This window comes from Niveibacterium terrae, from assembly GCF_048213115.1.
In the GTDB taxonomy this organism is placed as follows: domain Bacteria; phylum Pseudomonadota; class Gammaproteobacteria; order Burkholderiales; family Rhodocyclaceae; genus Niveibacterium; species Niveibacterium terrae.
Genome location: NZ_CP172404.1, coordinates 2,107,780 through 2,130,424, shown reverse-complemented (window position 1 = coordinate 2,130,424; position 22,645 = coordinate 2,107,780). Strand labels below are relative to the sequence as shown.

The 22,645-nt window shown below is 62.2% G+C and carries 24 protein-coding genes and 2 tRNA genes; 18 read left to right on the top strand and 8 right to left on the bottom strand.

Annotated features, from left to right (window positions below):
* Window positions 1-4: 4 nt before the first annotated feature.
* Complete coding sequence (locus ACHFB9_RS09845) at window positions 5-301, bottom strand: STAS domain-containing protein (RefSeq protein ID WP_417066792.1); 297 nt, start codon at window positions 299-301, stop codon at window positions 5-7.
* A 542-nt stretch (window positions 302-843) separates the two neighbouring features.
* Between ACHFB9_RS09845 and nifB the strand changes: the two genes are divergently transcribed.
* The 8 genes from nifB to ACHFB9_RS09805 all read left to right on the top strand — a co-directional run bounded on the left by nifB (window position 844) and on the right by ACHFB9_RS09805 (window position 5,802).
* Window positions 844-2,367, top strand: coding sequence for a nitrogenase cofactor biosynthesis protein NifB (nifB, locus tag ACHFB9_RS09840; RefSeq protein WP_417066790.1), 1,524 nt, complete (start codon window positions 844-846; stop codon window positions 2,365-2,367).
* Window positions 2,368-2,393: 26 nt separating this feature from the next.
* On the top strand, window positions 2,394-2,582 hold the full coding sequence (locus tag ACHFB9_RS09835; protein ID WP_417066788.1) for a 4Fe-4S binding protein: 189 nt from the start codon (window positions 2,394-2,396) through the stop codon (window positions 2,580-2,582).
* Window positions 2,583-2,709: 127 nt separating this feature from the next.
* Window positions 2,710-2,952, top strand: coding sequence for a hypothetical protein (locus ACHFB9_RS09830; protein WP_417066786.1), 243 nt, complete (start codon window positions 2,710-2,712; stop codon window positions 2,950-2,952).
* A 15-nt stretch (window positions 2,953-2,967) separates the two neighbouring features.
* Window positions 2,968-3,270: a nitrogen fixation protein NifZ gene (locus ACHFB9_RS09825; protein ID WP_417066784.1), complete on the top strand. Its 303-nt coding sequence runs from the start codon at window positions 2,968-2,970 to the stop codon at window positions 3,268-3,270.
* Window positions 3,257-3,631 (top strand): hypothetical protein, encoded by a 375-nt coding sequence (locus ACHFB9_RS09820; RefSeq protein ID WP_417066783.1) that lies wholly within the window; start codon window positions 3,257-3,259, stop codon window positions 3,629-3,631. Before ACHFB9_RS09825 ends, ACHFB9_RS09820 begins: the two co-directional genes overlap by 14 nt.
* A 10-nt stretch (window positions 3,632-3,641) precedes the next feature.
* A complete protein-coding gene (gene nifT, locus ACHFB9_RS09815; protein ID WP_417066781.1) occupies window positions 3,642-3,851 on the top strand; it encodes a putative nitrogen fixation protein NifT in 210 nt (69 codons plus the stop codon).
* 6 nt (window positions 3,852-3,857) lie between these two features.
* The gene (locus ACHFB9_RS09810; RefSeq protein ID WP_417066779.1) at window positions 3,858-4,688 is read left to right on the top strand and encodes an SIR2 family NAD-dependent protein deacylase; all 831 of its coding nucleotides are present in this window, start codon (window positions 3,858-3,860) and stop codon (window positions 4,686-4,688) included.
* A gap of 70 nt (window positions 4,689-4,758) precedes the next feature.
* Window positions 4,759-5,802, top strand: coding sequence for a helix-turn-helix domain-containing protein (locus ACHFB9_RS09805; RefSeq protein WP_417066778.1), 1,044 nt, complete (start codon window positions 4,759-4,761; stop codon window positions 5,800-5,802).
* 38 nt (window positions 5,803-5,840) lie between these two features.
* Here the strand turns inward: ACHFB9_RS09805 and ACHFB9_RS09800 are convergent, their stop codons facing one another.
* The gene (locus ACHFB9_RS09800) at window positions 5,841-8,060 is read right to left on the bottom strand and encodes a beta-glucosidase family protein (protein WP_417066776.1); all 2,220 of its coding nucleotides are present in this window, start codon (window positions 8,058-8,060) and stop codon (window positions 5,841-5,843) included.
* Between the two features lie 107 nt (window positions 8,061-8,167).
* Between ACHFB9_RS09800 and ACHFB9_RS09795 the strand changes: the two genes are divergently transcribed.
* The 3 genes from ACHFB9_RS09795 (at window position 8,168) to folD (ending at window position 10,648) form a co-directional block, all read left to right on the top strand.
* The gene (locus ACHFB9_RS09795) at window positions 8,168-8,305 is read left to right on the top strand and encodes a hypothetical protein (protein ID WP_417066774.1); all 138 of its coding nucleotides are present in this window, start codon (window positions 8,168-8,170) and stop codon (window positions 8,303-8,305) included.
* Window positions 8,306-8,461: 156 nt separating this feature from the next.
* On the top strand, window positions 8,462-9,730 hold the full coding sequence (glyA, locus tag ACHFB9_RS09790) for a serine hydroxymethyltransferase (RefSeq protein WP_417066772.1): 1,269 nt from the start codon (window positions 8,462-8,464) through the stop codon (window positions 9,728-9,730).
* 75 nt (window positions 9,731-9,805) lie between these two features.
* Entirely contained in the window at window positions 9,806-10,648 is an 843-nt protein-coding gene (gene folD / locus ACHFB9_RS09785; RefSeq protein WP_417066770.1) for a bifunctional methylenetetrahydrofolate dehydrogenase/methenyltetrahydrofolate cyclohydrolase FolD, read from the top strand.
* Window positions 10,649-10,732: 84 nt separating this feature from the next.
* Here the strand turns inward: folD and ACHFB9_RS09780 are convergent, their stop codons facing one another.
* Window positions 10,733-12,274 carry a histidine-type phosphatase gene (locus ACHFB9_RS09780; RefSeq protein WP_417066768.1) on the bottom strand — a complete coding sequence of 514 codons (1,542 nt, stop codon included), beginning with the start codon at window positions 12,272-12,274 and terminating at the stop codon, window positions 10,733-10,735.
* 465 nt (window positions 12,275-12,739) lie between these two features.
* Between ACHFB9_RS09780 and katG the strand changes: the two genes are divergently transcribed.
* On the top strand, window positions 12,740-14,872 hold the full coding sequence (katG, locus tag ACHFB9_RS09775; RefSeq protein ID WP_417066766.1) for a catalase/peroxidase HPI: 2,133 nt from the start codon (window positions 12,740-12,742) through the stop codon (window positions 14,870-14,872).
* 421 nt (window positions 14,873-15,293) lie between these two features.
* Here katG and ACHFB9_RS09770 read toward each other — a convergent pair whose 3' ends face one another.
* The 4 genes from ACHFB9_RS09770 to ACHFB9_RS09755 form a co-directional block, all read right to left on the bottom strand.
* Window positions 15,294-15,854, bottom strand: coding sequence for a dienelactone hydrolase family protein (locus ACHFB9_RS09770; RefSeq protein WP_417066765.1), 561 nt, complete (start codon window positions 15,852-15,854; stop codon window positions 15,294-15,296).
* Window positions 15,855-16,275: 421 nt separating this feature from the next.
* A complete protein-coding gene (locus ACHFB9_RS09765; RefSeq protein ID WP_417066763.1) occupies window positions 16,276-16,908 on the bottom strand; it encodes a hypothetical protein in 633 nt (210 codons plus the stop codon).
* Window positions 16,909-17,077: 169 nt separating this feature from the next.
* Window positions 17,078-17,704 carry a hypothetical protein gene (locus tag ACHFB9_RS09760; RefSeq protein ID WP_417066762.1) on the bottom strand — a complete coding sequence of 209 codons (627 nt, stop codon included), beginning with the start codon at window positions 17,702-17,704 and terminating at the stop codon, window positions 17,078-17,080.
* A 75-nt stretch (window positions 17,705-17,779) separates the two neighbouring features.
* The gene (locus ACHFB9_RS09755; protein WP_417066760.1) at window positions 17,780-18,832 is read right to left on the bottom strand and encodes a glycerol dehydrogenase; all 1,053 of its coding nucleotides are present in this window, start codon (window positions 18,830-18,832) and stop codon (window positions 17,780-17,782) included.
* Between the two features lie 57 nt (window positions 18,833-18,889).
* Here ACHFB9_RS09755 and ACHFB9_RS09750 point away from each other — a divergent pair, with 57 nt between their 5' ends.
* Entirely contained in the window at window positions 18,890-19,618 is a 729-nt protein-coding gene (locus ACHFB9_RS09750; protein WP_417071367.1) for a pseudouridine synthase, read from the top strand.
* On the opposite strand, the gene ACHFB9_RS09745 is transcribed toward ACHFB9_RS09750, so the two are convergent.
* Window positions 19,612-20,085, bottom strand: a complete 474-nt coding sequence (locus ACHFB9_RS09745) for a PH domain-containing protein (RefSeq protein WP_417066759.1) — start codon at window positions 20,083-20,085, stop codon at window positions 19,612-19,614. The two genes, ACHFB9_RS09750 and ACHFB9_RS09745, sit on opposite strands and share 7 nt — an antisense overlap.
* Window positions 20,086-20,203: 118 nt before the next feature.
* Here ACHFB9_RS09745 and ACHFB9_RS09740 point away from each other — a divergent pair.
* From ACHFB9_RS09740 to ACHFB9_RS09720, 5 genes are all read left to right on the top strand, one after another.
* Window positions 20,204-20,280 (top strand) — tRNA-Met (locus ACHFB9_RS09740).
* A 118-nt stretch (window positions 20,281-20,398) separates the two neighbouring features.
* Window positions 20,399-20,475: transfer RNA gene (locus ACHFB9_RS09735), tRNA-Met, on the top strand.
* A 122-nt stretch (window positions 20,476-20,597) separates the two neighbouring features.
* Window positions 20,598-20,903: a putative quinol monooxygenase gene (locus tag ACHFB9_RS09730; RefSeq protein ID WP_417066758.1), complete on the top strand. Its 306-nt coding sequence runs from the start codon at window positions 20,598-20,600 to the stop codon at window positions 20,901-20,903.
* Window positions 20,900-21,478, top strand: coding sequence for a DNA-3-methyladenine glycosylase I (locus ACHFB9_RS09725; protein ID WP_417066756.1), 579 nt, complete (start codon window positions 20,900-20,902; stop codon window positions 21,476-21,478). The genes ACHFB9_RS09730 and ACHFB9_RS09725 overlap by 4 nt, the downstream gene beginning before the upstream one ends.
* An 18-nt stretch (window positions 21,479-21,496) precedes the next feature.
* Window positions 21,497-22,342: a D-hexose-6-phosphate mutarotase gene (locus tag ACHFB9_RS09720; protein WP_417066755.1), complete on the top strand. Its 846-nt coding sequence runs from the start codon at window positions 21,497-21,499 to the stop codon at window positions 22,340-22,342.
* The last annotated feature ends 303 nt before the right edge of the window (window positions 22,343-22,645 follow it).

Below are 22,645 nucleotides of genomic sequence, written 5' to 3'. Positions count from 1 at the left end.
CCCGTCAAACCGAGCTGGGCTCGTCGAGGATCGTTGACAGTGCACACAGATCAAGCAGATCGAGTACGGCCCGACTGCCTCCGGAAAACCTGAGGGGCTTACCCTGTCTAGCCGCTTCCCGCCTTGCCGCAACCAGAAGCTGCAAGCCTGCGCTGTCCATCTCGTTGACTTCGGATAGATCGATTTCAACTTGCGAACCGGCGTTCAAGGCATCGAGCAGCAGCTGACGCAAAGCGGCTGCCGTATAGATGTTGAGCTCGCCCTTGATTCCGATGTGACCGACCGCGTCTTCGATGTCCATGGTTTTTGGCCTGAAATCGAGAAATGCGAAACAGCACGCACTGCGGCGGCTGTCCTTGCTCCCGCGACGTCCGGGAAATGTGCATGGATCAGCAGCGGAGAGGAGGGTAGAGAGCTTGCCGATGTGCGGAAGCGGGATTTCGTGGGAACACAAAGCGGTGTTCGGTTCGGAGCTCCGCTCGCCTCAGGAGCCGCCATGCCATTGACTTCAATCGGTGCATCGAAAGCTCCTGTCGTCGGGGGCTGTCCGTTCCAGGGACTCGACTCGTCCCACGCAGATCTATGTGCGAATTGACGCCACAGAAATCAATCTAGACCAGATGAGCTCCATGCAAAAGCGTGTTCTGGCAGACACAGTTTGGCCATCATGACATCTCGCGGCTCCGGGATTTGTGGCTTTTGTCGCATGCGCGACGCATTGTCGGAATTGACGGAGAGGGCCATTGCGCAAGTTGATTGAAATGAAGGGAAAATTTGACATGGCACGGATCTGGCTAAAGCCTTTGCAGACAAAACGCTGCGACAGCCAGCAAGGAAGCCGCAATGCCGCCAGCCACCTACATCCGTTTTTCCGATCTGCAGAGCAGGGGCTCGGCTCTGGCCTCCCAACCGGTCGGCTGCGCCAGCGCCTCTTGCGGCAGTCAAGAGGGTCCAGATGAGCTGCCGCCCGGAGTCTGGGACAGGATCAAGGACCACCCCTGTTATTCGGAGTCGGCTCACCACCATTACGCGCGGATGCATATCGCGGTTGCCCCGGCCTGCAACATCCAATGCAATTACTGCAACCGCAAGTACGACTGTTCGAATGAATCCCGGCCCGGAGTCGTCTCCGAAAGGCTCACGCCCGAACAGGCGGTGCGCAAGGTTCTCGTTGTCGCGAAGCGGATTCCCAGGCTGAGCGTGGTCGGCATCGCCGGCCCCGGCGATGCGCTGGCCAATCCCGACAAGACCTTTGCGACGTTCAGAGCCTTGCGCGAGCAGGCACCCGGACTGAAGCTATGCTTGTCGACGAACGGGCTCGCGCTGGCCGATCACATCGACGAGATCTGCGCGCTCGGCATCGACCATGTGACGATCACGATCAGCGCGCTCGATCCGTTGGTCGGTGCGAGGATCTACCCGTGGATTTTCCACGGGCACCGTCGTTACGAAGGACTGGAAGCGGCGAAGATCCTCGCCGGGCGCCAGCTCCTGGGCCTCGAAAAGCTGACCGAGCGTGGCGTGCTCGCGAAGATCAACTCGGTGCTGATTCCGGGCATCAACGATCATCATCTGGTCAGCCTGAACCGCGAAGTCAAGGCGAGAGGCGCTTTCCTGCACAACATCATGCCGCTGATCTCCGATCCGGCGCACGGCACGGTCTTCGGCCTCGCCGGTCAACGCGGCCCAACGGCTCAGCAGCTCAAAGCGGTTCAGGACGAATGCTCGGGCGGAGCGCAGCTGATGCGTCACTGCCGACAGTGTCGGGCCGATGCGGTCGGGCTGCTCGGCGAGGACAGGAGCGAGGAGTTCTCGCTCGACGCGCTCGATGCACTGGTGCCGAGCTTCGATTCTGCTGCACACAGCGCTTCAATGCGTGAGCTCGAAGCCGACAGTCTCGCCCAGCAGCGCGCGCGGCGGGGGGGCGGGGAAAGCCTGCCCGAGTCGGGACTGAGCGTGCACGTCGCGGTCGCAAGCCGCGGTCAAGGGCGGATCAATCAGCACTTCGGCCATGCCGACGAGTTCCAGATCTTTGAGGTCTCGGAGCAGGGTGTCCACTTCATCGGTCATCGCCGCGTCGATCTGTACTGCCAGGGCGGCTGGGGGGAAGACGAGGAGCTGCCCTCAATCATCGCTGCGATCAACGACTGCCATGCGCTGCTGGTTGCGAAGATCGGCGCTTGTCCACGCCAGGAGCTCGCGGCGGCAGGCATCGAAGTCGATCAGCGCCATGCTGGCGAGTTCATCGAGAAGGCCGTGCTCGACTGGTTCGCCGACTACTCGGTCCGGGTCACGCGCGGCGAAACCGAGCACCGCGAGCGCGGAGATGCCGCGCTGCGCCAGGGCGCTTTCACCGCGGCCGCCTGAGGCCGCCATTCACGAGGAGAACCACGATGAGCATGAAAATCGTCAGCATGTACTGCACCGGCTGTTCGGCCTGCGAGTCCGAGTGCCCGAACGATGCGATCAGCGAAAAGAAGGGCTCTTTTGTCATCGATGCCGGGCTGTGCTCGGAATGCGATGGCGACGCGCCGCAGTGCCGCGCGGCCTGCCCGATCGACGACTGCATCATCAAGGCCTGATATGGCCAGCCTGGTGCTGACGCCTGCCGCCTGGCGCTTCGTTAGGCGGATACTGCGCGCTTGCGGCCAAGGCCCCGACTCGGGGTTCAGGATCACCCTCAGGGCTGGCGGGTGTTCGGGCTGGAGCGTGGATTTCTCGGTCGAGCCTTCGCTGTCCGAGGGCGACTCGCTGCAGATTAGCGAAGGTGTTCGCCTGTTCCTGCCCGCGGCGACCCAGGCCCTGAGCGGCGAGTTCAGTGTCGATTTCGTCGACAACCGGCTGGCGAGCGGTTTCGTGGTCCAAGTGCCGGGGTCTTCCGTCCACTGCTGCGGGAGCGCTGCGCCGGCGATTGTGGGCCTCGCCCAGCTGCGCTCCGCGCCGCGCCTCTGATGACGGGAGAGTCCGATGACCCGCCGCGACAGTGATGAAGTCGAGATCGACGCCCCGCCCTTGTACGATTTCGGAGACAAGGTCGCCAGCCGCTTCACGATCCGCAACGACGGCACGTTTGCCGGCAAGGACATTGGTGAAGTCCTGGTCTGCAAAGGCGATGTCGGCTATGTGACAGGAATCGGCACTTTCCTTCAGCAGTTCTACATCTATTCGGTCGAGTTCATTGCCCACGGTTACCGGGTCGGGATGAAGGCCAGGGAGCTGATTCCCCTCGATGGCCAGCCATCCGGAGACGGCTCAGGTGCCGGCCTCTGAACATGGCATGGAGGGCGAGCGCGCAACGGACAGCTCCGGAATTGTCTGCGATGCGCCCGAGTTCGTGCGCCGCCGCATTGCGCGGGCGCTGCGCGAGCGCGTTCGTTATCGCTATGTACACCCGGAGGTGTTCTGTGTGGCCGAGGGCTGGAAGATTGTCAGTCCCTGCTGTTCGCGCAGCGTCGATGAGGCGGGCGGCACGATAGACATCGCGCTGATTCGCCGCATCCAGGCGGATTTCTGGACCCTGGCCGCGCGCGATCGCGAGGCCGATTGCTGGTGCACCGTCGACAGCGGTGCCCGTGTCGATGAACTTCTATCGCTGTTGTGCGCCGATCCTTTGCGCATCTTCTGGCCTTGAGAGAGAGATCATGAAAGTCACGCTTCGCAGAACCCCTCGCGGTGAGCTGTCCGCCTATGTCGCCAAGAAGGATCTCGAGGAGATCGTCGTCGCGACCGAGCATCCCGGTCTTTGGGGGGGGCATGTGACGCTGGCCAACGGCTGGAAGCTGGAATTGCCGGAGATGGCCGCCGATACCGCGTTGCCGATCACAGTCGAAGCGCGCAAGCTTGCCGATTGACGCGCGATGAGCATTCCCGCAGAACTCGCCGAGCGCCTCGCCCAGGGGGGGCTGATTCCCTTCCTGGGGTCGCAGATGCTCGATCTCGTGCCCGGGTATGCGGTTCCGGCCTCGCCCGAAGCGCTGGTCGCGAAACTGAGCGCCAAGCTTGCGGTGCCCTTCAAGATCCGTTCGCGCCTGACCCAGGCTGCTCAGTTCATCGAAAACTTCAAGCACCGAAAAACCCTCGTTGCGCTGATGAACGCGGCTTTCGCCGCTCCGCCGGCCTGTTCGAGCCTGCATCAGTGCCTTGCCGCGCTGCGCCCGCCTTTGATCGTCGATGCTTGGTACGACGCGGCGATGGCGAAGGCTCTGAGCGAGGAGGGCGGGGAATGGTCGGAGATTCAGGGCTTGGCGCAGTCCGGGCACGCTGGGCGCTGGACCGCCTGCTACGGCGGCGACGGCGAACCGCGCGCCGAAGCCTCGGGTTGCGTGTTGTACAAACCGCTGGGCGGTGTGCTCCCGGCCTCAAACTATCTGGTCTCGGACTCCGATTTCGTCGAAGTGCTGACCGTGATCGACATCCAGTGGCCGATCCCCAGGATCGTCCAGACACTGCGCGAAAGACGCGGTTTCCTGTTCCTCGGCTACCGCTTCGATGATCAGGTGAGTCGGAGTTTCGCGCGACAGATCATCAAGCGCTCGGCCGGGCCACATTGGGCCGTGCTGCCCGATGAGCCGACGCGGATGGAGGCGAAGTTTCTCGCCGAGCAGGGAATCGATCGGCTGGGCATGCCGCTTGAGCGCTTCGCGGCCGATCTGTCGGCTCGCGTGTGGAGCAATCCCGGCCGGGCCTGAGCCGCATCAGAGCAGGGCGGGCGAGCTCCGGGCACAATCAGGGCAGGGTAAACACGATTTCGGGTGTGGCGTGATCCAGCAGACGATGCCGGCGGGCTCCCGGCAGAAAACAGTATCGACGGCTCTGATCCGTATGTTCGCGGGCCACGCGGCGCGCTACGGCCTGGACGAGGCCGCGTTTTGCGCCTGGAGCGGCCTTTCGCCTCTTGCGCTGCGCTCGGGAGAAGGCCGGGTTGGGGCAAAAATCCATCTCGCGCTGCAGCGGCGCATGGATCAGCTCGGGCCGCGGAATGTCGAAGCCTTGCCTTTTTCACTCGACCTGCTCTACGAGAACTTTCCCGAACTCGCCGCGCTGTGGAGCGTCAGCGCGACGCCCAGGGAAGGAGTCAGGAACTACGAGCGCTTCCGCTGCCTGATCGGGGAAGTCGATACGGTGCGCCTGACTCATGCGCCGGACGGGCTTCTGTTCGACTACGAGAACGAGCCAGGGGTGCTGCGTTCCAGCGCCAGTGCGCTCGGCAACTTCAGCATCGTGCTGGCGATTCTGAAGCACCTGCTCGACACTCAGACGATGCGGATAGAGCTCGATCTTCAGGGTCAAGCCGCCACGCGACAGATCGAGGCGCTGACCGGTGCGCGCGTCAGGGGAGGGCAAGCGCGCAATCGTTTGCACATCCACTCCGACGCGCTCGATCGACCCAGCCCCCAGCACAATCCGCTCGCCGCCCGCTTTCTGCTGCCCCGGGTCGAGGCAAAGCGCGCCGAGCTGGGGCAGGCAAACGCACTGGCTGCCCGGGTCCGTGCAATGCTGCTCTCGCGCATGCAGGCCAACGCGTTGGGCGCGGATGCCGAGCGTGGACTCAGCGAGGTCTGCGCCCGGATGGAGATCTCACGCTGGACTCTGCTGCGACGGCTCAAGGATGAGGGGCAGACCTTCGCGTCGTTGTGGGGGCAGCTGCGCGTTGAGGAAGCTAAACGACTGCTCGTCGAGACCGTGCTGCCGGTGGGCGAGATCAGCGCGCGTCTGGGTTTTTCAACCCAGAGCTCGCTGTCCCGCTTTTTCTCGGGCGCGACAGGCATGTCGCCGGCGCGCTATCGCGCTTGCCACGGCTAAGCCCTGCGCACCGCGCTGCCGCGGTGCGAGCCGTGCCGTCAGCGCTCCGACTTGTCGAGCCGGGTCTGCAAGCTCAGCGCGTGCGGGTCGCGCGAGGAACGGGCAATCCGCAGCCGATAGCTTCCCGCGACGACTTCCCAGCCGTGCTTCTGCGTGTTCCAGATCGCCAGCCGTTCGCGCGGGATGCTGATCTCGACCCGTGTGCTCCGACCCGCGCCGAGTTCGACTTTCTTCCACGCAACGAGACGCTGCGGCGGCTCGCCCGCCGATTTGGGCAGTGACGCATAGACCTGGACGACCTCGGCTCCGCGCCGTTTGCCGGTGTTTTTGAGAACGACGCTGAGCTTGACCGAGCCATCGGCGGCGATGCGGCGATGCAGGTCGGAGTAGCTGAAGCGGGTATAGGAGAGGCCGTGTCCGAAAGCGAACTGCGGGGCGATGTCCATCGCGTCGTACCAGCGGTAGCCGATCTTGAGGCGCTCCGCGTAGACGACATCGGTCTGCTCGGCCGAGATCGCCTTCTGGGGCAGATCGGCGTCCGACTTCGGGAAGCTCAGCGGCAGCCGCCCGGACGGATTCACATCCCCGAACAGCACGCGCGCGAGCGCCGGGCCGCCCTCCATGCCCGGATACCAGGCGGCGAGCACCGCCGACACCTGATCCAGCCAGGGCATCGTGACCGCCGTTCCGTTTTCCAGAACCACGACGGTGCGCTTGGCGCGGGCTGCGACCGCGCGGATCAGCGCCTCCTGGTCGTAGGCCTGGTTCGCGGGATCAGTGGCCGGGCCGGGGAGCGCCAGGCTCTTCAGATCCATCCCTTCGCTGACCCACTGCGTGGCGAAGACGAGCGCGACATCGGCTTTGGCGGCGGCTTCGGCGGCCGCTTTCGCGTCCAGGCCGTCGAGATAGCTGATGTGCAGCTTCGGGGCGCGTGCGCGCAGCGCCGCGAGCGGCGAGGACTTGAACCAGGTCGCGCAGGCCGAGAACATCGGCTCGGCCAGGCCTAGCGACTGATCCTGGCACTTGACCGCGTTGTCGGGCCAGCTCGACCCGGTCATGATCACTCCGGCACCGCCCGATCCGCCGCCGGACAGCACTCCGGCGTCGGCATGCCCGCCGATCACTGCGATCGAACGGATCCGCTGCAGATCGAGGGGCAGGGTGGCCTTGTCGTTCTTGAGCAGCACCATCGATTGCTCGGCCACTTTTTGCGCCAGCGCATGGCCGGCCGCGCTGTCGAGCTCTCCGTCGGGGCGGGGCGGATTGGCGACGATGCCATGGCGCAGCAGGATGCGCAGCTTGCGCACCACCATGTCGTCGAGACGGCTCAACGGAACGGCTCCAGATTCAACCGCGGCTTTGAGGCGCTGGTTGAAGTGGCTGTGGGTGCCGAAGCGCTCGACCTCGTCGTTATCCGAACCCGGCTCCTCTTCGTCGAGGCCCGCATTCGCTGCCGCTACTGTATCGGTGACCGCAAAGATCCAGTCAGATTGCGCCGTCCCGTCGAACCCCCACTCGCCCTTCAGAATATCGGTCACAAGGTGGCGGTTCTGGCAGGCCTTCTCGCCGTTGACGAGGTTGTAGGCGCACATCACGTTGCCTGGCCGTCCTTCGCGCACCGCGATCTCGAAGGGCAGCAGAGTCAGTTCGCGCAGGGTTCGTTCGTCGATGACCGAGTTTGAACTCATCCGGTTCGTCTCCTGGTCGTTGGCCGCGAAGTGCTTGATTGTCGCGATGACCTGACGACTCTGCGTGCCGCGCGTGCGCGCCGCCAGCATCTTGCCGGCGAGCAGCGGATCCTCACCCTGGTACTCAAAAGTGCGTCCGTTGCGCGGTTCGCGCGCGAGGTTCACGCCGCCGCCCAGACCTTCGCCAAAGCCCAGCGCGCGAAGCTCATTTGCGATCTGCGCACCATAGGCTTCGGCGAGCTCGGGGTCCCAGCTCGCCGCGAGCGCGAGCGGCGCGGGGAACTGCGTCGTCGGGCGATCGGGAACGTTGAGGCCGCCGACGCCGCCCGACGAATCGGCACTGGCCAGCGCGGGAATGCCCAGGCGTGGGATGCCGGGAATGTAGCTCGCGCCGCCGACCGGAGAATTGCCCATGCCGACTCCGTGGACCATCTGGATCTTCTCGTCCAGCGTCATCTGCTTGAGCCAGACCCAGGCCTTGGCTTCGATCTGTTCCTGGGCCAGTGCACCGTGGGCGAAGCCCAGGGCAAGCAGTGCCGTTGAGAGTCGGGTGAGTTTTCTGCGTGACATGTTGTCCTGTTCTTATCCGCGCGAAGGGGTCATAAAAAGAGGGACTTTAGTTCGATGCGAATGCACGGGTTTTGCTCCCGGGTGCGGAATTTGTCCGGAAGTGGCTGATGGACAACACCGTTCAGCCCATCATCGACGACGTGAGCTTCGCGATCGTCCAGGGCGGACTCGATAGGGTCTCATCTGCGGATGGCGAGCCTTGCCCAGCCTTGTCTTATCCGGCAGAATGCCCTTCATCCGCATGACTGACGCGATTTCATAGGGGCGACACCCCGAGGAAGTGCGGAGCCGGGCCGCCGCCCGGATAAGCCGCGCGTCTGGGCGTATTCCCGCTGTTCGAATGGGATGCGCCTGAATACGCGCCTCATTCGACCAGCCACTTTCCCCAAGTGGAGGTCGCCATGAATGATCCCGTCGTCGCATCCGCCGTCTCATCCTTTCCCGCGCTGAGCCAGACCGATCCTCTGCTCACCTCCTTGCTCGTCGGCGAAGAGCTTCGCCAGCGCAACAAGATTCGCCTGATCGCCTCCGAGAATTACGCGTCGGCGGTCGTCCGCGAAGCCAGCTCTTCGGTGATCACCAATCAGTATTCCGAGGGATATCCAGGTGCGCGCTATTACGAGGGCCAGCAGTTCGTCGACCAGGTCGAACGCCTCGCGATCGAAAGGGCCAAATCCTTGTTTGGCGCCGAGCACGTCAATGTTCAGCCCCATTCCGGATCCCCCGCGAATCTTGCGGTCTATATGGCCTTTCTGAAGCCGGGTGATACCGTTCTGGCGATGCAGCTTGCCCACGGAGGGCATCTGTCCCATGGCTCGAAAGTCTCGATCACCGGCAAACACTGGAATGTCGTGCACTATGGGCTGGACCAGGAAACGAAGCGTTTGAATTACGCGCGGATTCGCGAACTCGCACTGCAGCATCGACCGAAGATGTTGATCGCCGGCTATTCCGCCTATCCGCGTCAGCTCGACTTCGCGGCTTTCCGGGCGATCGCCGATGAAGTGGGCGCCATTCTGATGGTCGATATGGCGCATTTTGCCGGTCTGGTCGCCTCCGGAGTCCATCCCTCACCGGTGCCCTACGCCGATGTCGTGACGACCACGACGCACAAATCCTTGCGCGGCCCGCGCGGCGCGATGATCCTGTGCCGTGCGGAGCACGCGGCGCAGATAGACAAGGCGGTTTTCCCGGGAATTCAAGGGGGGCCGCACAATGCGATCACCGCAGCGATCGCGGTCGCGCTGCATGAGGCGCTGCAGCCCGATTTCGCCGAATACGGCCGGCAATGCGTCGCCAACGCCCAGGCTTTGGCCGATGGGCTGCTGGGCCACGGATTCGAACTCGTCACCGGCGGAACGGACAATCACCTGGTCCTGGTCGATTTGCGCAACAAGGCGATCGCGGGAAAGCCTCTTGCTGCCGCGCTTGATCGTGCCGGCCTCGTCGCCAATTACAACGCCGTGCCCTGGGATGAACAGCCGCCGCAGAATCCTTCGGGATTGCGTTTGGGCTCGCCCTCGATGACGACCCGCGGTTTCCGGGAGGCGCAGTTCAGGCAAGTCGCCGATTGGATCGCGCGAATTGTCGAGAGCGATCTGGACGATGCGGTGATCGCCGCTGTCGCCGAGGAAACGCAAGCGCTCTGCTCGCGCTACCCGATGCCCTGACGCTCCTTGTGAAGCGGGCGCCCGCTTCAGCTGAGTCGGCGCCCCAAGGCAATCCTCATTCTGAAAGGAATCTCAATGACTGCGCGCGTTCTCGATGGGAAAGCCCTGTCGCGCAAGATGGAAGCGGAACTTTCCGCGCGTGTCGCGGAAATAAAGAGCCGCACGGGGGGATGTAGCCCAATTCTGGCGACGATCCTGGTCGGAGACGATCCTTCCTCGGCGACCTACGTCAAGATGAAAGGCAACGCCTGTCGCCGAATCGGCATGGAATCGCTCACGGTCGAGCTCGCCCAAACGACGAGCACCGAAGAGTTGCTGGCTCAGATCGATAGTCTCAATGCTGATCCTCTGGTGCAGGGTATTCTTCTGCAGCACCCGGTCCCGGCGCAGATTGATGAACGCCAGTGTTTTGACCGAATTGCACTCGCCAAGGATGTCGATGGCGTCACCGTGCTCGGCTTCGGTGCAATGGCGATGGGCTTGCCAGCATTTGGGTCCGCGACTCCGGCCGGAATCATGCGTTTGCTTCAACACCATGGCGTCGGTATCGAGGGGAGGCATGCGGTCGTCGTGGGGCGCAGCCCGATACTCGGTAAGCCGATCGCAATGATGCTCCTCAATGCCAACGCCACAGTGACGATCTGTCACTCGAAGACCGAAGGCCTGGCCGATCTCATCGGCCAGGCGGACATCGTCATCGGCGCGGTGGGCAAACCTGAATTCATCAAAGGCTGCTGGATAAAGGAGGGCGCCGTGGTCGTCGATGCTGGCTACCATCCGGGCGGAATCGGCGACATCGAGCTCCCCGCGGTCATCGACCGATGTTCCGCCTATACGCCTGTGCCGGGTGGAGTGGGGCCGATGACGATCGCGACGCTGATGGAGCAGACCGTCTGCGCGGCGGAGAAACACTTTTAGGCTGCCCAGCGCAGTGGCTTCGCGCAGCCGTGCAAAAGCAAAGGGCGGCCCGTGGGCCGCCCTTCTTGTCTATCCGTGCCGGGCTCAGCCCGCGGGGTAGTAGCAAGCCTTCAGCTTGGTATAGCTGTAGTACTTGCTGCCCGGCGCATTGCGCGCGCTGTCGCAGTCTTTCTTGAAGTCCACTTCCTTTTCATTGAAGAGCATCCGCACCAGCAGCGTTCCGTTGGCATTGCGATAGATATCCCACTGCACATTCGCGGTCATCGGAATGACGCTCTCGCCGCGCCACGCGTTGTTATCGTAGCCATAGGTCTGAGCGCGCGGCACCGAGCTCGAGGCGCCGGGTATGCCCATGATGGCCGTGAAGGGAGCCATAACCTCGGCGTGAGTGAAGCGCAGGCGGGCTGCGCGGGTGGTGTCGCCGGCGGCGATATGGTCGACTTCGGCGAAGAAATCGAGGAGCAGGCCTGCCGCGATCGTGTAGGTCACGCCGGAATATTCGGTGGCTGAAGGCCCCTTGTTGTAGAAATCGTCGATGTCCTGCAGGTAAGCGAAGGCTTTGGCCTGATCGCTGGGCATATAGGGCGAGAAGTCGACGCCGGTCTCGTTCTTCAAGCCCGGCGCGATGATATAGAGCTCATAGATCAGCGCCGCCGCATCGACCGAGCTGAGGATCTTGGTCTTGCCATCTCCTGTGAGCTTGTTGGTGAACTTGCCGTCATCGCTGGTGTAGCTGCGGGTGCTGTTGTTCGAGAATTTGTAGGTGCCCGCGTCGATCTTGTCGAGGAAAGCCTTGCTGAACAGCTTCTCCAAGACGACGCGGGCCGCGGTCTTGATCTCGGGTGTCGCGCGCGCCGCCGCGATCTTGGCGGCTACCTCTGTGCCGTAACCGGTGGCGTCCTTGGCCGCCGCGAAGCTCTGGTAATCGAGGCTGGCCTGCAGCACCTGGGCATTGATCGCGGAGCCGTCGGTGACTTTGTCGCCGGTCGCGCTCAACTTGTGGAAATAGAGCTGGTAGCGATTGATCCCCGCAGGGGTGATATTCGCCGCCAAAGTGCCATTGCTGCCCAGCGAATTGGCGAAGAATTGAGAGCTGTCGACAGCTCTATCCTGACCGGAGTTCATGATCTCGATCTTGCGCGTGCCAACGCTGGAGAACAGCGTTGGCAGGCGGGAATATAGGCGTGTGGCCAGCTGCTTGTGCTCATTGATGCCGACCTGAGTCAGGTTGCCATAACCCGCCGTCGAGATTCCCGCGACCCCGTAGCCGAGCAGGAAATTCGCCTTCATGATCTTCTCGACATCCGGCCCGAGCTTGTCGCCGAGAGCGGTCAGCGCACCGTCGGCCTTGGCCTGGGTCCACATATTGAGCACGGCATCGTCGTATTTCATCCCCGAGAGTCCGCGCGTGCTGTGGCGTGCGACGAGCTCCGTATAGACCGGCGCGAAGCCCGCTGGCGTCGCTTCATAAGTCGAAGCCGCTTGCTGGGGCTGGTAATTGGTCTTGCTCGCGTAGTAGCCGGACTGGCTGGGCGTGGAGGCGGCGTCGTTGTTGTCGCCACCGCAAGCGGCGAGCAGGGCCGAGCAAGCGATGGGTAGGGCCAACAGCCGGGTGAGTGTTTTCATCAGAGAACCTTAGCCTTGAGGGGAGTCCGCAGAACAAAACACTTTAAGGCGCCAAGGTTACAGAGCGGTGAACGCGCTGCAGATTGCCTGGGTCGGTCGCGGAAGCCAGAAACGCACGCGCCGTGGTGAAGAAATTCATGATCGCCAGAAATCCTCGACTGCCTACAATGGTGAGCGGGGGATGATGGGGCGAGGGGATAGGAGCGGTTTTGCTAGATATACTCGGACTGGCCAGGTTTCGCCTTTCTCCTATTGATTATTCCTATCGTAGTGATTTGCCCGCCTTGACGGTGATTCATCGCAGAAATGAAAGATTCTCGATTACAGTGGCCGCTTCGCCTCTGGTTAAAGCATCGGTAAGGACGCTTTGAGGAGAGCGCCAATATCTATTTCATTGGGCAGCGCAAAAAAAAGGAGCGTGGGATGGAAAACAAAAATGCAAGTTCTGCTGGCAAATGCCCGGTCATGCACGGCGGAGCGACAGCGGCGGGCATGTCGAATGTGGCTTGGTGGCCCAAAGCCCTGAACCTGGACATCCTGCATCAGCACGACAGCAAGACCAATCCGATGGACGCAGGCTTCAATTATCGGGAAGAAGTCAAAAAGCTCGATGTCGAAGCGCTGAAAACCGACCTCAAATCCCTGATGACCGACAGCCAAGCGTGGTGGCCTGCGGACTGGGGGCATTACGGCGGCCTGATGATCCGGATGGCCTGGCATTCGGCGGGCACTTACCGCATCGCGGACGGCCGAGGCGGCAGTGGCACCGGTAATCAGCGCTTCGCGCCCCTCAATTCCTGGCCCGATAACGCCAATCTCGACAAAGCGCGCCGCCTTCTGTGGCCGATCAAGAAGAAGTACGGCAATAAGCTCAGCTGGGCCGACCTGATCATCCTCGCAGGAAACATGGCCTATGAGGCTATGGGCTTGAAGACTTTCGGCTTCGCTTTCGGTCGTGAGGATATCTGGCACCCGGAAAAGGACATCTACTGGGGCTCGGAGAGGGAATGGCTCGCGCCCAGCGGCAGCGCCAATAGCCGTTACTCGGGCGAGCGCGACCTGGAAAACCCATTGGCCGCCGTGATGATGGGCTTGATCTATGTGAACCCCGAAGGGGTGGATGGCAAGCCCGATCCACTCAGGACCGCACAGGATGTGCGCGTGACCTTTGCCCGGATGGCCATGAATGATGAGGAAACCGTGGCCTTGACCGCCGGCGGTCACACCGTCGGCAAAGCCCACGGCAACGGCAGCGCCGCCAAGCTGGGCCCCGCGCCGGAAGGCGCTGAGCTCGAAGAGCAGGGCCTGGGCTGGATGAATCACAGCAGCCGCAGCATCGGCCGGGACACCGTGACCAGCGGCCTGGAAGGCGCCTGGACCACTCACCCGACTCGATGGGATAACGATTACTTCCGCCTGCTTCTCGATTACGACTGGGAACTCAAGAAGAGTCCGGCGGGGGCCTGGCAGTGGGAGCCCATCAACATCAAAGAGGAAGACAAACCTGTCGACGTCGAAGACCCGTCCATCCGCCACAACCCGATCATGACCGATGCCGACATGGCCATGAAGATGGACCCCGAGTACCGGAAGATTTCGGAGCGCTTCGCCCGGGACCCGGCCTACTTCTCCGAGACCTTTGCCCGTGCCTGGTTCAAGCTGACCCACCGTGACATGGGACCGAAGTCTCGCTACATTGGCCCGGATGCGCCGCAGGAAGACTTGATCTGGCAGGACCCGGTTCCCGTTGGCCGCAAGGACTACGACGTGGCTAGCGTGAAAGCGAGAATCGCGGCGAGCGGCCTCGGCATCAGCGACAGGGTCGCGACGGCTTGGGACAGCGCCCGCAGCTTTCGTGCTTCGGACAAGCGCGGTGGCGCCAACGGCGCGCGCATTCGGCTGGCACCGCAAAATGGCTGGGAAGGCAATGAACCGGATCGCTTGAACAGGGTATTGGCCGTGCTGGAGAAAATTGCCGCCGATACCGGTGCCAGCGTGGCCGATGTCATCGTGTTGGCAGGCAACCTTGGCGTCGAGCAAGCGGCCGAGGCTGCGGGTTTTGCGGTGACGGTCCCCTTTGCGCCTGGCCGAGGAGACGCGACGCAGCAGATGACCGATGTCGAATCCTTCGCAGTGCTGGAGCCGCTCGCGGACGGCTTCCGCAATTGGCAGAAGAAGGACTACGCGGTCAGTCCCGAGGAGTTGCTGCTCGACCGCGCCCAATTGATGCGCCTGAGCGCTTGCGAGATGACAGTCCTGGTCGGCGGGATGCGGGTGCTGGGCACCAACCACGGTGCTAGCCTGGATGGGGTTTTCACCGATCGCGTGGGCGCGCTGAGCAACGACTTTTTCGTCAACTTGACCGACATGGCTTACACCTGGAAGCCCGTCGGACGCAATCGCTACGAGATCCGCGACCGCAAGACCGAAGCCGTCAAATGGACGGCCACTCGTGTCGATCTGGTCTTCGGTTCGAACTCGGTGTTGCGGGCCTATGCCGAGGTCTACGCCCAGGACGACAACCAAGCCAAGTTCGTGCGTGACTTTGTGGCCGCCTGGACCAAGGTCATGAACGCTGACCGCTTCGATCTGCTCTGATCTGCCGTCCCTGATGGCGACTTCCTCTGAGCCGCGCGGCTTGGGTGGAAGTCGCTTTTTCATTTTCGGCTCGCCGATCAGCGGTTCCCGGGATCTCGCGGACAAGGGCGATCGTTCATCGGTGTGCAGCCGCTGACGCATTTGTCAGCATCCGAGCCTTCGAGCCTAGGCTCGAAAGTGAGGGGAGGGGGGCATTCCTTCTTCGCAGTTGAGGCTTCACTGCGGGCATGGTTCCTAAAGAGTCAGAACAGACCATCCGAACCGTAGTGGAGATGCCCCGCCCTGCCTATTTTGCGATTCCCGCACACGCCATCGACTGCAGGTTCCGACAGAAAAAAGTGCTGACTCGGCGGATTGAGCCCAACTCGTCCGTTCCGTAAAAACCGTGGCCGGCTCTGGGATACACCACCATTTCGGCTGTCTAGCCGAGGCCTTTGGCCAATGTGACCAGGGCTTGACCTTGCGCCAAGGGGACGACACGATCCGCGTCGCCATGCAGCTCCAGCAGTGGCGGCAGTTGGACGATTTCGTGTCGAGCGGCAGCTGGAATGCCTCCGTAGAAGAGCCCCTGCGCGCTTATCTGCGGATCCTTTCCGGCTACCGTTGTGGCCAGGAATCCTCCCTGCGAAAAGCCAAGAAGACCGTTTTTTCCGGAGCTGCGCGTCCCGGTGAGGACATCCGTCGTGATGGCCTTGATCAGATGTGTCCACTCGCGGAACAGGCTCGCGAAGAAACCGCGCCCTTGTTCGGAGTTCGGATCGTTGGCCACCCGCGAGTCGTTTCCGCTGTAGTAGCTCAGAACGCTCCGTTCGGCGTCGGCAACGTCAAGGCTTGGCCCTGAACCTTGGAGGCCCAGACTGTCGTTGAACTTGCACTCAGCAGCAGAAGCACGAGACAGTGAGTCAGAAGCTTTGCGATCGGTCGCATCAAAACCATCAGTGTTCGTATAATCTGTATTATGTAAACTAGTGTGTGGATTCATTCGTCAGGGCTTCCCGGGCTTGGTGAGCCTCTCAAGTCAGCTGCGATCGCGAAGGATTCTCTGGAAAGCCCTCTCCCGCGCCTGAAGCGGCGAAATTCCGGGAGCGAGGCGCTGTTCGCGCCGGGTCAGGCGCTCCGCTTTGGCGGCGTCGCCAAAGCAGGCATTGAGCAGCGGATCGGTCAGGCTGGGGGCCTGAATCCCGGCACTCGATTTGCCTGGACTCCTGCTACGGCGCTTCCGGAACGTGGCGAGACCGGAAAACCTCTGCGACGCCAGCGCTCGGCCCAGAGCGAAGCCGCTGAGGCCAATCAGCACAATCCAGAAAAGGACGGAAAGGTTATGCAGCGAATCCACTGTGGCAGCCAGTAAATGTGATGCCGCGCGTCCGCCGAGGCGGCTCGCGGCGGTCTCAAGCGGCGCCTTACTTGGCAGGCGGCGTCTCGATCAGCTTCTGCTCGGCGAGCGCTTTGATCACAAGCTTCGCCAGCTCGCTCGCCGCCTTCTGGACGTTGTCCGGATCGGTGGTCTCGCTGATCGCCGACCACAGCACTTTTCCGTCTTTGCTCGTCGGCCACAGATTGGTCTCGATCGTGATGACGCTGTAGCTGTAGAGACGCGGCTCGTCGATGATCGCCGAGCCGTAATAGCCCCAGAATCCGCTGTGGTAGCCGATTCCCGGCATTACCCTGACGTGCCCCGGGGTGTAGTCGAGCCGTCGCTCGGCGCGCAGCGCGCGCGCGACCAGAACCCCATCAGCGTGGATGCGTTCGACCGCTTCGCGCAAGTCCTCGACCGGACGCCCTGGATTGACCGGGATCAGCGTATAGCCTGGCACGGCATCGACTCCGGCCTGGTTCAGCGCTTTCGCGAAGCTGTCCTCGAAGACCCGGCGTGCAGCCGTCTCTTCGGAGATTCCGATGACAACGATCTTCTTCAGCGTTGGGCCGGTGTATTCGCGGTCGCGCCAGGCGCTGGTGAAGCGGGTACTGGCGCAGGAAGCCAGCAGGACGGCGGCGAGCAGCAGCAGAGACAGATGGGCTAGAGACTTGAACATCGTAGGCTCCCAGAGAATGAGAACAGATCAATGATTCGCCTCATCAGCATTCAAGGCAAGAAAGAATCTGTCTCGAAAAGCAATCAGTCTCAGAGCGTATGCTGGACCGCAGTGATCGGGTGCATCGGCCTTTGGCATTGAAGTGGCTTTGCTTGCGCTCAATACGGATTCACTCGCTTGCAGCAGGAACAAGCTTCTCCTTACGTAATTCGGAGAGAATCAGGGCAGTCAACTCGCGGGATGCTCTCACCGCGTCCTCCGGGTCGGCTGTTTCGCTGACCGCCGACCAGAGAACCTTGCCATCCCTGGCTGTTGGCCAGAGGTCAGTCCTGATCGTGACAACGCTATAGCTGTGGACGCGCGGGTCTTCTACTAAAGCGGAACCGAAATGAGGCCTGTTGCTGTAGCGATTGAGAGGCAAAGCAATGCGGGTCGTGCCTGGCGTGTATTCGACCTTGTTGTCGCTGCGCAGTGCGTGCGCTGTCAGGATGCCCTCTGCGTGGATCTTCTCGGCAAATTCACGTAGCCGCTCGATGGGCTGATCCGTGTTGTCGGGCAGCAGCGTATAGCTCTGAACCGCCTCAATGCCAACGCCCCTGAGCGATTTCGTCAGGCTATCCTCGAAGATCCGGCGTACCGAGGTTTCGCCAACAATTCCCACAACGACGAGCTTGTGCAGTTCAGGCCCCTGATACTCCTTGTCGCGCCAAGCGCTCGTGAAGCGAGTGCTGGAGCAGGAGGACAGCAGAGCCGCAGCGAGAGCCAATATCGATAGGCAACCAAGATTCTTGAACATGCTTGCTTCCGTAAGGCATGAGGTGACCCATGATGAGTTACATCAGTATTCATGGCAAGATGGAACGCAAATCGTTCAGAGTCCGCGCAAAACCTTGCAGATTCTTGCGGGGGTATAGGCCCGAGGCATCCGGTTCATTGCGGCGGGCGTCGAAGCGAACTCGGATGCAGCCATCAGCTCTGCATCGGCGATGCCGGCAAGGCTGATGTCGGCGAGAGAGCGCGGCAGACCGATATCCGTGCAAAAGTGCGAGATCCGCTCGAACTCGGTTTCATCGCCCGCGAGCTTCAGCATCGCGAGCAGGCCCACCGCGACGAGCTCTCCGTGCAGCGCGCTTTTCGCCTGGGGCAGCTGGGCGAGCCCGTTCTGGACCGCATGGGCCGTGCCCGTGCCGCCGCTCTCGAATCCTATCCCGGAGAGCAGGATGTTCGCCTCGATGACGGCTTCGAATGCGCGGGTGATCTCTGCCCGCTTTTGACTCTGAAGGGCGGCTCGCGCGTGCTCCAGGATCGTGTCGCGGCAGTGCTTCGCGACGGCCCTGGGCAGCTCTCCGACCGCGCCTCCGGCCAGGTTGGGAAGGCCTTCTAGCCTGCCCTCCTCCATCTCGTACCAGGTCGAGAGCGCATCGCCGATACCGGCGACCAGCATCCGGGCCGGCGCGGCGAGGATCAAACGGGTGTCGACGAGGACGAGATCAGGGCTGCGCTTGAGGAAGACATAGCGCTCGAGTCGCCCCGCTTCGTCGCAGAGCACCGCGATCGCGCTGCACGGCGCATCGCTCGCCGCGATGCTGGGGATCAGGATCAAGGGTAGCGAACAGGCTTCGGCGATCAGTTTGGCCGAGTCGAGCACTCTGCCGCCGCCCACGCCGATCACGACGTCGCAGTGACTCTGTGAAGCGATCGTCGCAGCGTTCGCGATCGCGCTCGCGCAGCAGGGACCGGCGATCAGCGCCTCGACGCTCGGGATGTCCGGGGCCAGCGCCTTCCGCACGGAGGGCAACAGGTGTTCGCGGACATAGTCGTCGCCGACGAGCAAGGCCTTGCTGCCCTGCCTCGCGGTCTCGGTGCCGAGGGTTTTCAGTGCATCCGGCCCCTGGATGTAGCGGGACGGGAAAATGCAGGTCATCAGGTCGGTCATCGCGATTTGAGAAACAGAAGTCTGGCTTGCTGGGATAATCCCATGATGCTCGAAATCCTCTACCGAGACGAACACATCGTCGCGATCCACAAACCGGCCGGCTTGCTCGTCCACCGTTCGATTCTCGACCGACACGAGACGCGCTTCGCGGTGCAGCTGCTGCGCGACCAGATCGGCCAGAGGGTCTGGCCGGCTCACCGGCTCGATCGGGGCACGTCCGGAGTCCTCGTCTTTGCGCTCGACAAGGCGCTCGCCGCGAAGCTCGGCCGCCAGTTCGAATCGCGCGAGGTCGAAAAACGCTATCTCGCTGTGGTCAGGGGCTGGCCCGACGAAGAAGGCCTGGTCGACCATCCCCTGGCGGTGATCCGCGACGAATACGAGCTCCCCCTTCCCGGCCCTGCGGCAGCCCAGGAATCGCGAACGCGTTTCAAGCGGCTCGCGACGGTCGAACTGCCGATCGCGGTCGATCGCTATCCGCAGAGCCGCTACGCGCTGGTTTTGCTCGAACCCGAGACGGGACGGCGCCACCAGCTGCGGCGGCACATGAAGCACATCGCGCATCCGATCATCGGCGATGCGACACACGGGAAAGGCATTCACAACCGGATGTTCGCCGAGCGCTTCGCCAGCCACCGCTTGCTGCTCGCCTGCGTCAGCATGAGTCTGACTCATCCGCTCAGCGGCGAAGCGCTTCGTTTCAATGCGCCGCCGTCTGCCGACTTCGCTGCCGTGACGACGGCGCTGGGTTGGCAAAAGGCGATGGCGGCTTACTGAACTTTCAGCGCTTCCTGGGCTTCGACGAACTTGCGGCGGAAGCTCAGAGGATCCGATATGAAATTGACCGGTTCCTGGGAGTCGCCGACGCCGGCGATCTTCAGGCAACCGAAGTTCAGGATGCGGCCAAGGATGCCCTGCTCGACCTGAAGGCTCTCGATGCGCGCGAGGTTGATCTCCAGCGTGCGGCGGCTGATGAGGCCGAACTTCGCGATGACGCGGCGGTTTGTCAGCGCGAGTTCGGTGGCCTGGCTGCGCAACCAGGCCGCCACGCAGAACAGAAGCCCCAGCGTTGCGACTGCCAGAGGCAGGTGGTGTCCTATCTGGGTCTTTTGGGCGAGGAAGACTCCGAACGCGATCAATGCGATACCCAAAGCCAGAGAGCGGGTCTGGGACCAAAGGCTCACTTTGCCGACGTGAAGGATTGTTTCGCCCGAGGCGAGAGCGTTTTCGATATAGCTGGCCATGATTCATTAAGAGAGTTCTGCAAGGGGTGAATCTTAGTCCTACAGGAGCGCGAGGATCGTCGATCCAACTATTTTTTGACAAACCCGGCGATCCCGTTTAATATCAGTCCTTCTCCGACGCGGGGTGGAGCAGTCTGGCAGCTCGTCGGGCTCATAACCCGAAGGTCGCAGGTTCAAATCCTGCCCCCGCAACCAGTTAGTAAGGCTTGCTGGTCATGCCAGCAAGCCTTTAGTTTTTCAAGGTCTTACCGGCTTTTCGAAATTAATATTCTTTACAAATTTCGCAAAACCGATTAATATCTTTCTTCTCCGACGCGGGGTGGAGCAGTCTGGCAGCTCGTCGGGCTCATAACCCGAAGGTCGCAGGTTCAAATCCTGCCCCCGCAACCAAATCAGCAAAAAGCCCAATCTCCGGATTGGGCTTTTTGCTTTTCTGCCTGGGTGTTCTGCACGCTCCCGCCCCGCCCTCTTCCGCTAAACTATGCTCATCCTCTTCGCGTGCGAGTTGGAACATGAGCGCCAAACCGATTCATGTGGTCACTCTGGCCGAGATCGTGCCCAGGCACGAAACCGATGCAATCGCAACACTGCGACAGCTGGCGGCGCTGACAAGGCAGGAAGAAGGTTGTATTCGCTACGACCTCTACCGTGACAGCGCCAACCCGATGCGCGTCAATACGCTGGAGCTGTGGAGCTCGGAAGAGGATCTGAAGCGCCATCTCGCCTCTCCCTACCTGAAAAAGGCTGTCATCGCGCTGATCGGCAAGCTCTCCGGAATCCCCCAGTACCGGGTGTTGATGCCACTGGATGAGCTTTGACGAACTCTGACTCGCGCTGCCGGTGCCGCTGGGTCGGGGATGATCCGCTCTATCAGGCCTACCATGACCTCGAATGGGGCGTTCCCGTCCATGAGGCGCGCGCGCTCTTCGAGAATCTGTGCCTCGAAGCCTCCCAGGCGGGCCTCGCCTGGATCACGATTCTGCGCAAACGCGAAGCCTACCGCGAAGCCTTCGCCGGCTTCGACGCCGAGAGGATCGCCCGTTTCACCAGTGATGATGTCGCCCGGCTGCTTGCAAATCCGGGAATCGTCCGCCATCGTGGCAAGATCGAGGCGACGATCGGCAATGCGCGCGCCTGGCTTGCACTGCAGCAGAAGGGAAGCGATGCCTCCGGCTGGTTGTGGAGCTTTGCGAGCCCGCAGGATGAGCCCGATGCCGCTGAACGGATGAGCCGCGCGCTGCGCCGCCAAGGCTTCCGTTTCCTGGGGCCGACAAGCTGTCTCGCCTTCATGCAGGCGGTCGGAATGCGCAACGACCACGATCCGACTTGTTTCCGCTTCCGTGAAATCGCAGAATGCACACTCGCATCTGATATTTCACAGACGCCAATCTGATATTTCACAGACGACAAAATGACAACTGGAATCGAAAAGATCACCTTCAACGGCCTGCCTGCTGTCCGCATCACCGCTCCGGACGGCGCGACGGCGACCATTCTGAACCTGGGCGCCCACATCGTCAGCTGGATTCCCGCGGGGGGCGATGAGCGCCTCTACCTGAGCGACAAGAGCGCGTTCAAGGTCGGTGAAGCCGTGCGCGGCGGCGTTCCGGTCTGCTTCCCGCAGTTTGGCGGGCGCGGCAATCTGCCCAAGCACGGTTTTGCGCGACTCGTCGAGTGGACCGAGACCGAGAGCCGGGTCGGCAAGGATTTTGCAACGGCGACTTTCACGCTGACCGACGACGAAGCGAGCCGCAAGATCTGGCCGCACGCGTTCGCGGTCGAACTGACCGTGCTGATCTCGGGGCAGCGCCTGGACATCGAGCTGGGTGTCAAGAATCAGGGCGAGAACGCGCTGAGCTTCACCGGCGCGCTGCACACCTATCTGCGTATGCGCGAAGTCGAGGAAGTCAAGATCGAAGGCCTCCATGGCCTGCGCTACCTCGACGCACCCACCGGCGTCGAACACGACGAAACCGGTGTCGACCTCACCATTGAAGCGGAAACCGACCGCGTCTACTTCGACGCGAACCGTCCTGTGCTCGTGCGCGAGCCGCACCGTTCGCTCGGCATCGGCAAGGAAAACTTCGCCGACGTCGTCGTCTGGAATCCCTGGGAGAAGAACAGCGCGGCGATTGCCGACCTTCCCGACAACGGTTTCCGTTACATGCTCTGCGTCGAAGCTGCCGCGGTCAACAAGCCCGTCGAACTGGCGCCTGGCGCCGAGTGGTGGGGCCGGCAGACGATCGCTGCCTTGTAATACGCGCTAGCGCTCAAGACTGCAGCGATCGCCATGGTTTGGTTTGATGACGATCGCAGCCTTGTAATACGCCGCACAGCGGCGTTCTGGCCGGCTGCGATCGCATGGGCTTTTCATGACGATCGCAGCGTTGTAATCAGCGCTAGCGCTCAAGACTGCAGCGATCGGCATGGTTTTGAATTTGTTGACGATCGCTGCCTCGCAGTCCGCAATGCAGCTGCAGAATCCCCTGCCGCAAGGCGGGGGCGCGCGTAATGCTGATTTACTCAGGCTTTCTGGCCTGAGACAGGAAACACCGCACGA

Coding starts and splice junctions, on each gene's coding strand:
- ACHFB9_RS09780 (WP_417066768.1), bottom strand. CDS start 12,274: ATGAAAACACTCACCCGGCTGTTGGCCCTACCCATCGCTTGCTCGGCC.
- ACHFB9_RS09800 (WP_417066776.1), bottom strand. CDS start 8,060: ATGTCACGCAGAAAACTCACCCGACTCTCAACGGCACTGCTTGCCCTG.
- ACHFB9_RS09795 (WP_417066774.1), top strand. CDS start 8,168: ATGGACAACACCGTTCAGCCCATCATCGACGACGTGAGCTTCGCGATC.
- ACHFB9_RS09730 (WP_417066758.1), top strand. CDS start 20,598: ATGAGCGCCAAACCGATTCATGTGGTCACTCTGGCCGAGATCGTGCCC.
- nifT (WP_417066781.1), top strand. CDS start 3,642: ATGAAAGTCACGCTTCGCAGAACCCCTCGCGGTGAGCTGTCCGCCTAT.
- ACHFB9_RS09720 (WP_417066755.1), top strand. CDS start 21,497: ATGACAACTGGAATCGAAAAGATCACCTTCAACGGCCTGCCTGCTGTC.
- ACHFB9_RS09835 (WP_417066788.1), top strand. CDS start 2,394: ATGAGCATGAAAATCGTCAGCATGTACTGCACCGGCTGTTCGGCCTGC.
- nifB (WP_417066790.1), top strand. CDS start 844: ATGCCGCCAGCCACCTACATCCGTTTTTCCGATCTGCAGAGCAGGGGC.
- katG (WP_417066766.1), top strand. CDS start 12,740: ATGCACGGCGGAGCGACAGCGGCGGGCATGTCGAATGTGGCTTGGTGG.
- ACHFB9_RS09845 (WP_417066792.1), bottom strand. CDS start 301: ATGGACATCGAAGACGCGGTCGGTCACATCGGAATCAAGGGCGAGCTC.
- ACHFB9_RS09755 (WP_417066760.1), bottom strand. CDS start 18,832: ATGACCTGCATTTTCCCGTCCCGCTACATCCAGGGGCCGGATGCACTG.
- ACHFB9_RS09745 (WP_417066759.1), bottom strand. CDS start 20,085: ATGGCCAGCTATATCGAAAACGCTCTCGCCTCGGGCGAAACAATCCTT.
- ACHFB9_RS09810 (WP_417066779.1), top strand. CDS start 3,858: ATGAGCATTCCCGCAGAACTCGCCGAGCGCCTCGCCCAGGGGGGGCTG.
- ACHFB9_RS09825 (WP_417066784.1), top strand. CDS start 2,968: ATGACCCGCCGCGACAGTGATGAAGTCGAGATCGACGCCCCGCCCTTG.
- ACHFB9_RS09765 (WP_417066763.1), bottom strand. CDS start 16,908: ATGTTCAAGTCTCTAGCCCATCTGTCTCTGCTGCTGCTCGCCGCCGTC.
- ACHFB9_RS09760 (WP_417066762.1), bottom strand. CDS start 17,704: ATGTTCAAGAATCTTGGTTGCCTATCGATATTGGCTCTCGCTGCGGCT.
- ACHFB9_RS09770 (WP_417066765.1), bottom strand. CDS start 15,854: ATGAATCCACACACTAGTTTACATAATACAGATTATACGAACACTGAT.
- folD (WP_417066770.1), top strand. CDS start 9,806: ATGACTGCGCGCGTTCTCGATGGGAAAGCCCTGTCGCGCAAGATGGAA.
- glyA (WP_417066772.1), top strand. CDS start 8,462: ATGAATGATCCCGTCGTCGCATCCGCCGTCTCATCCTTTCCCGCGCTG.
- ACHFB9_RS09750 (WP_417071367.1), top strand. CDS start 18,890: ATGCTCGAAATCCTCTACCGAGACGAACACATCGTCGCGATCCACAAA.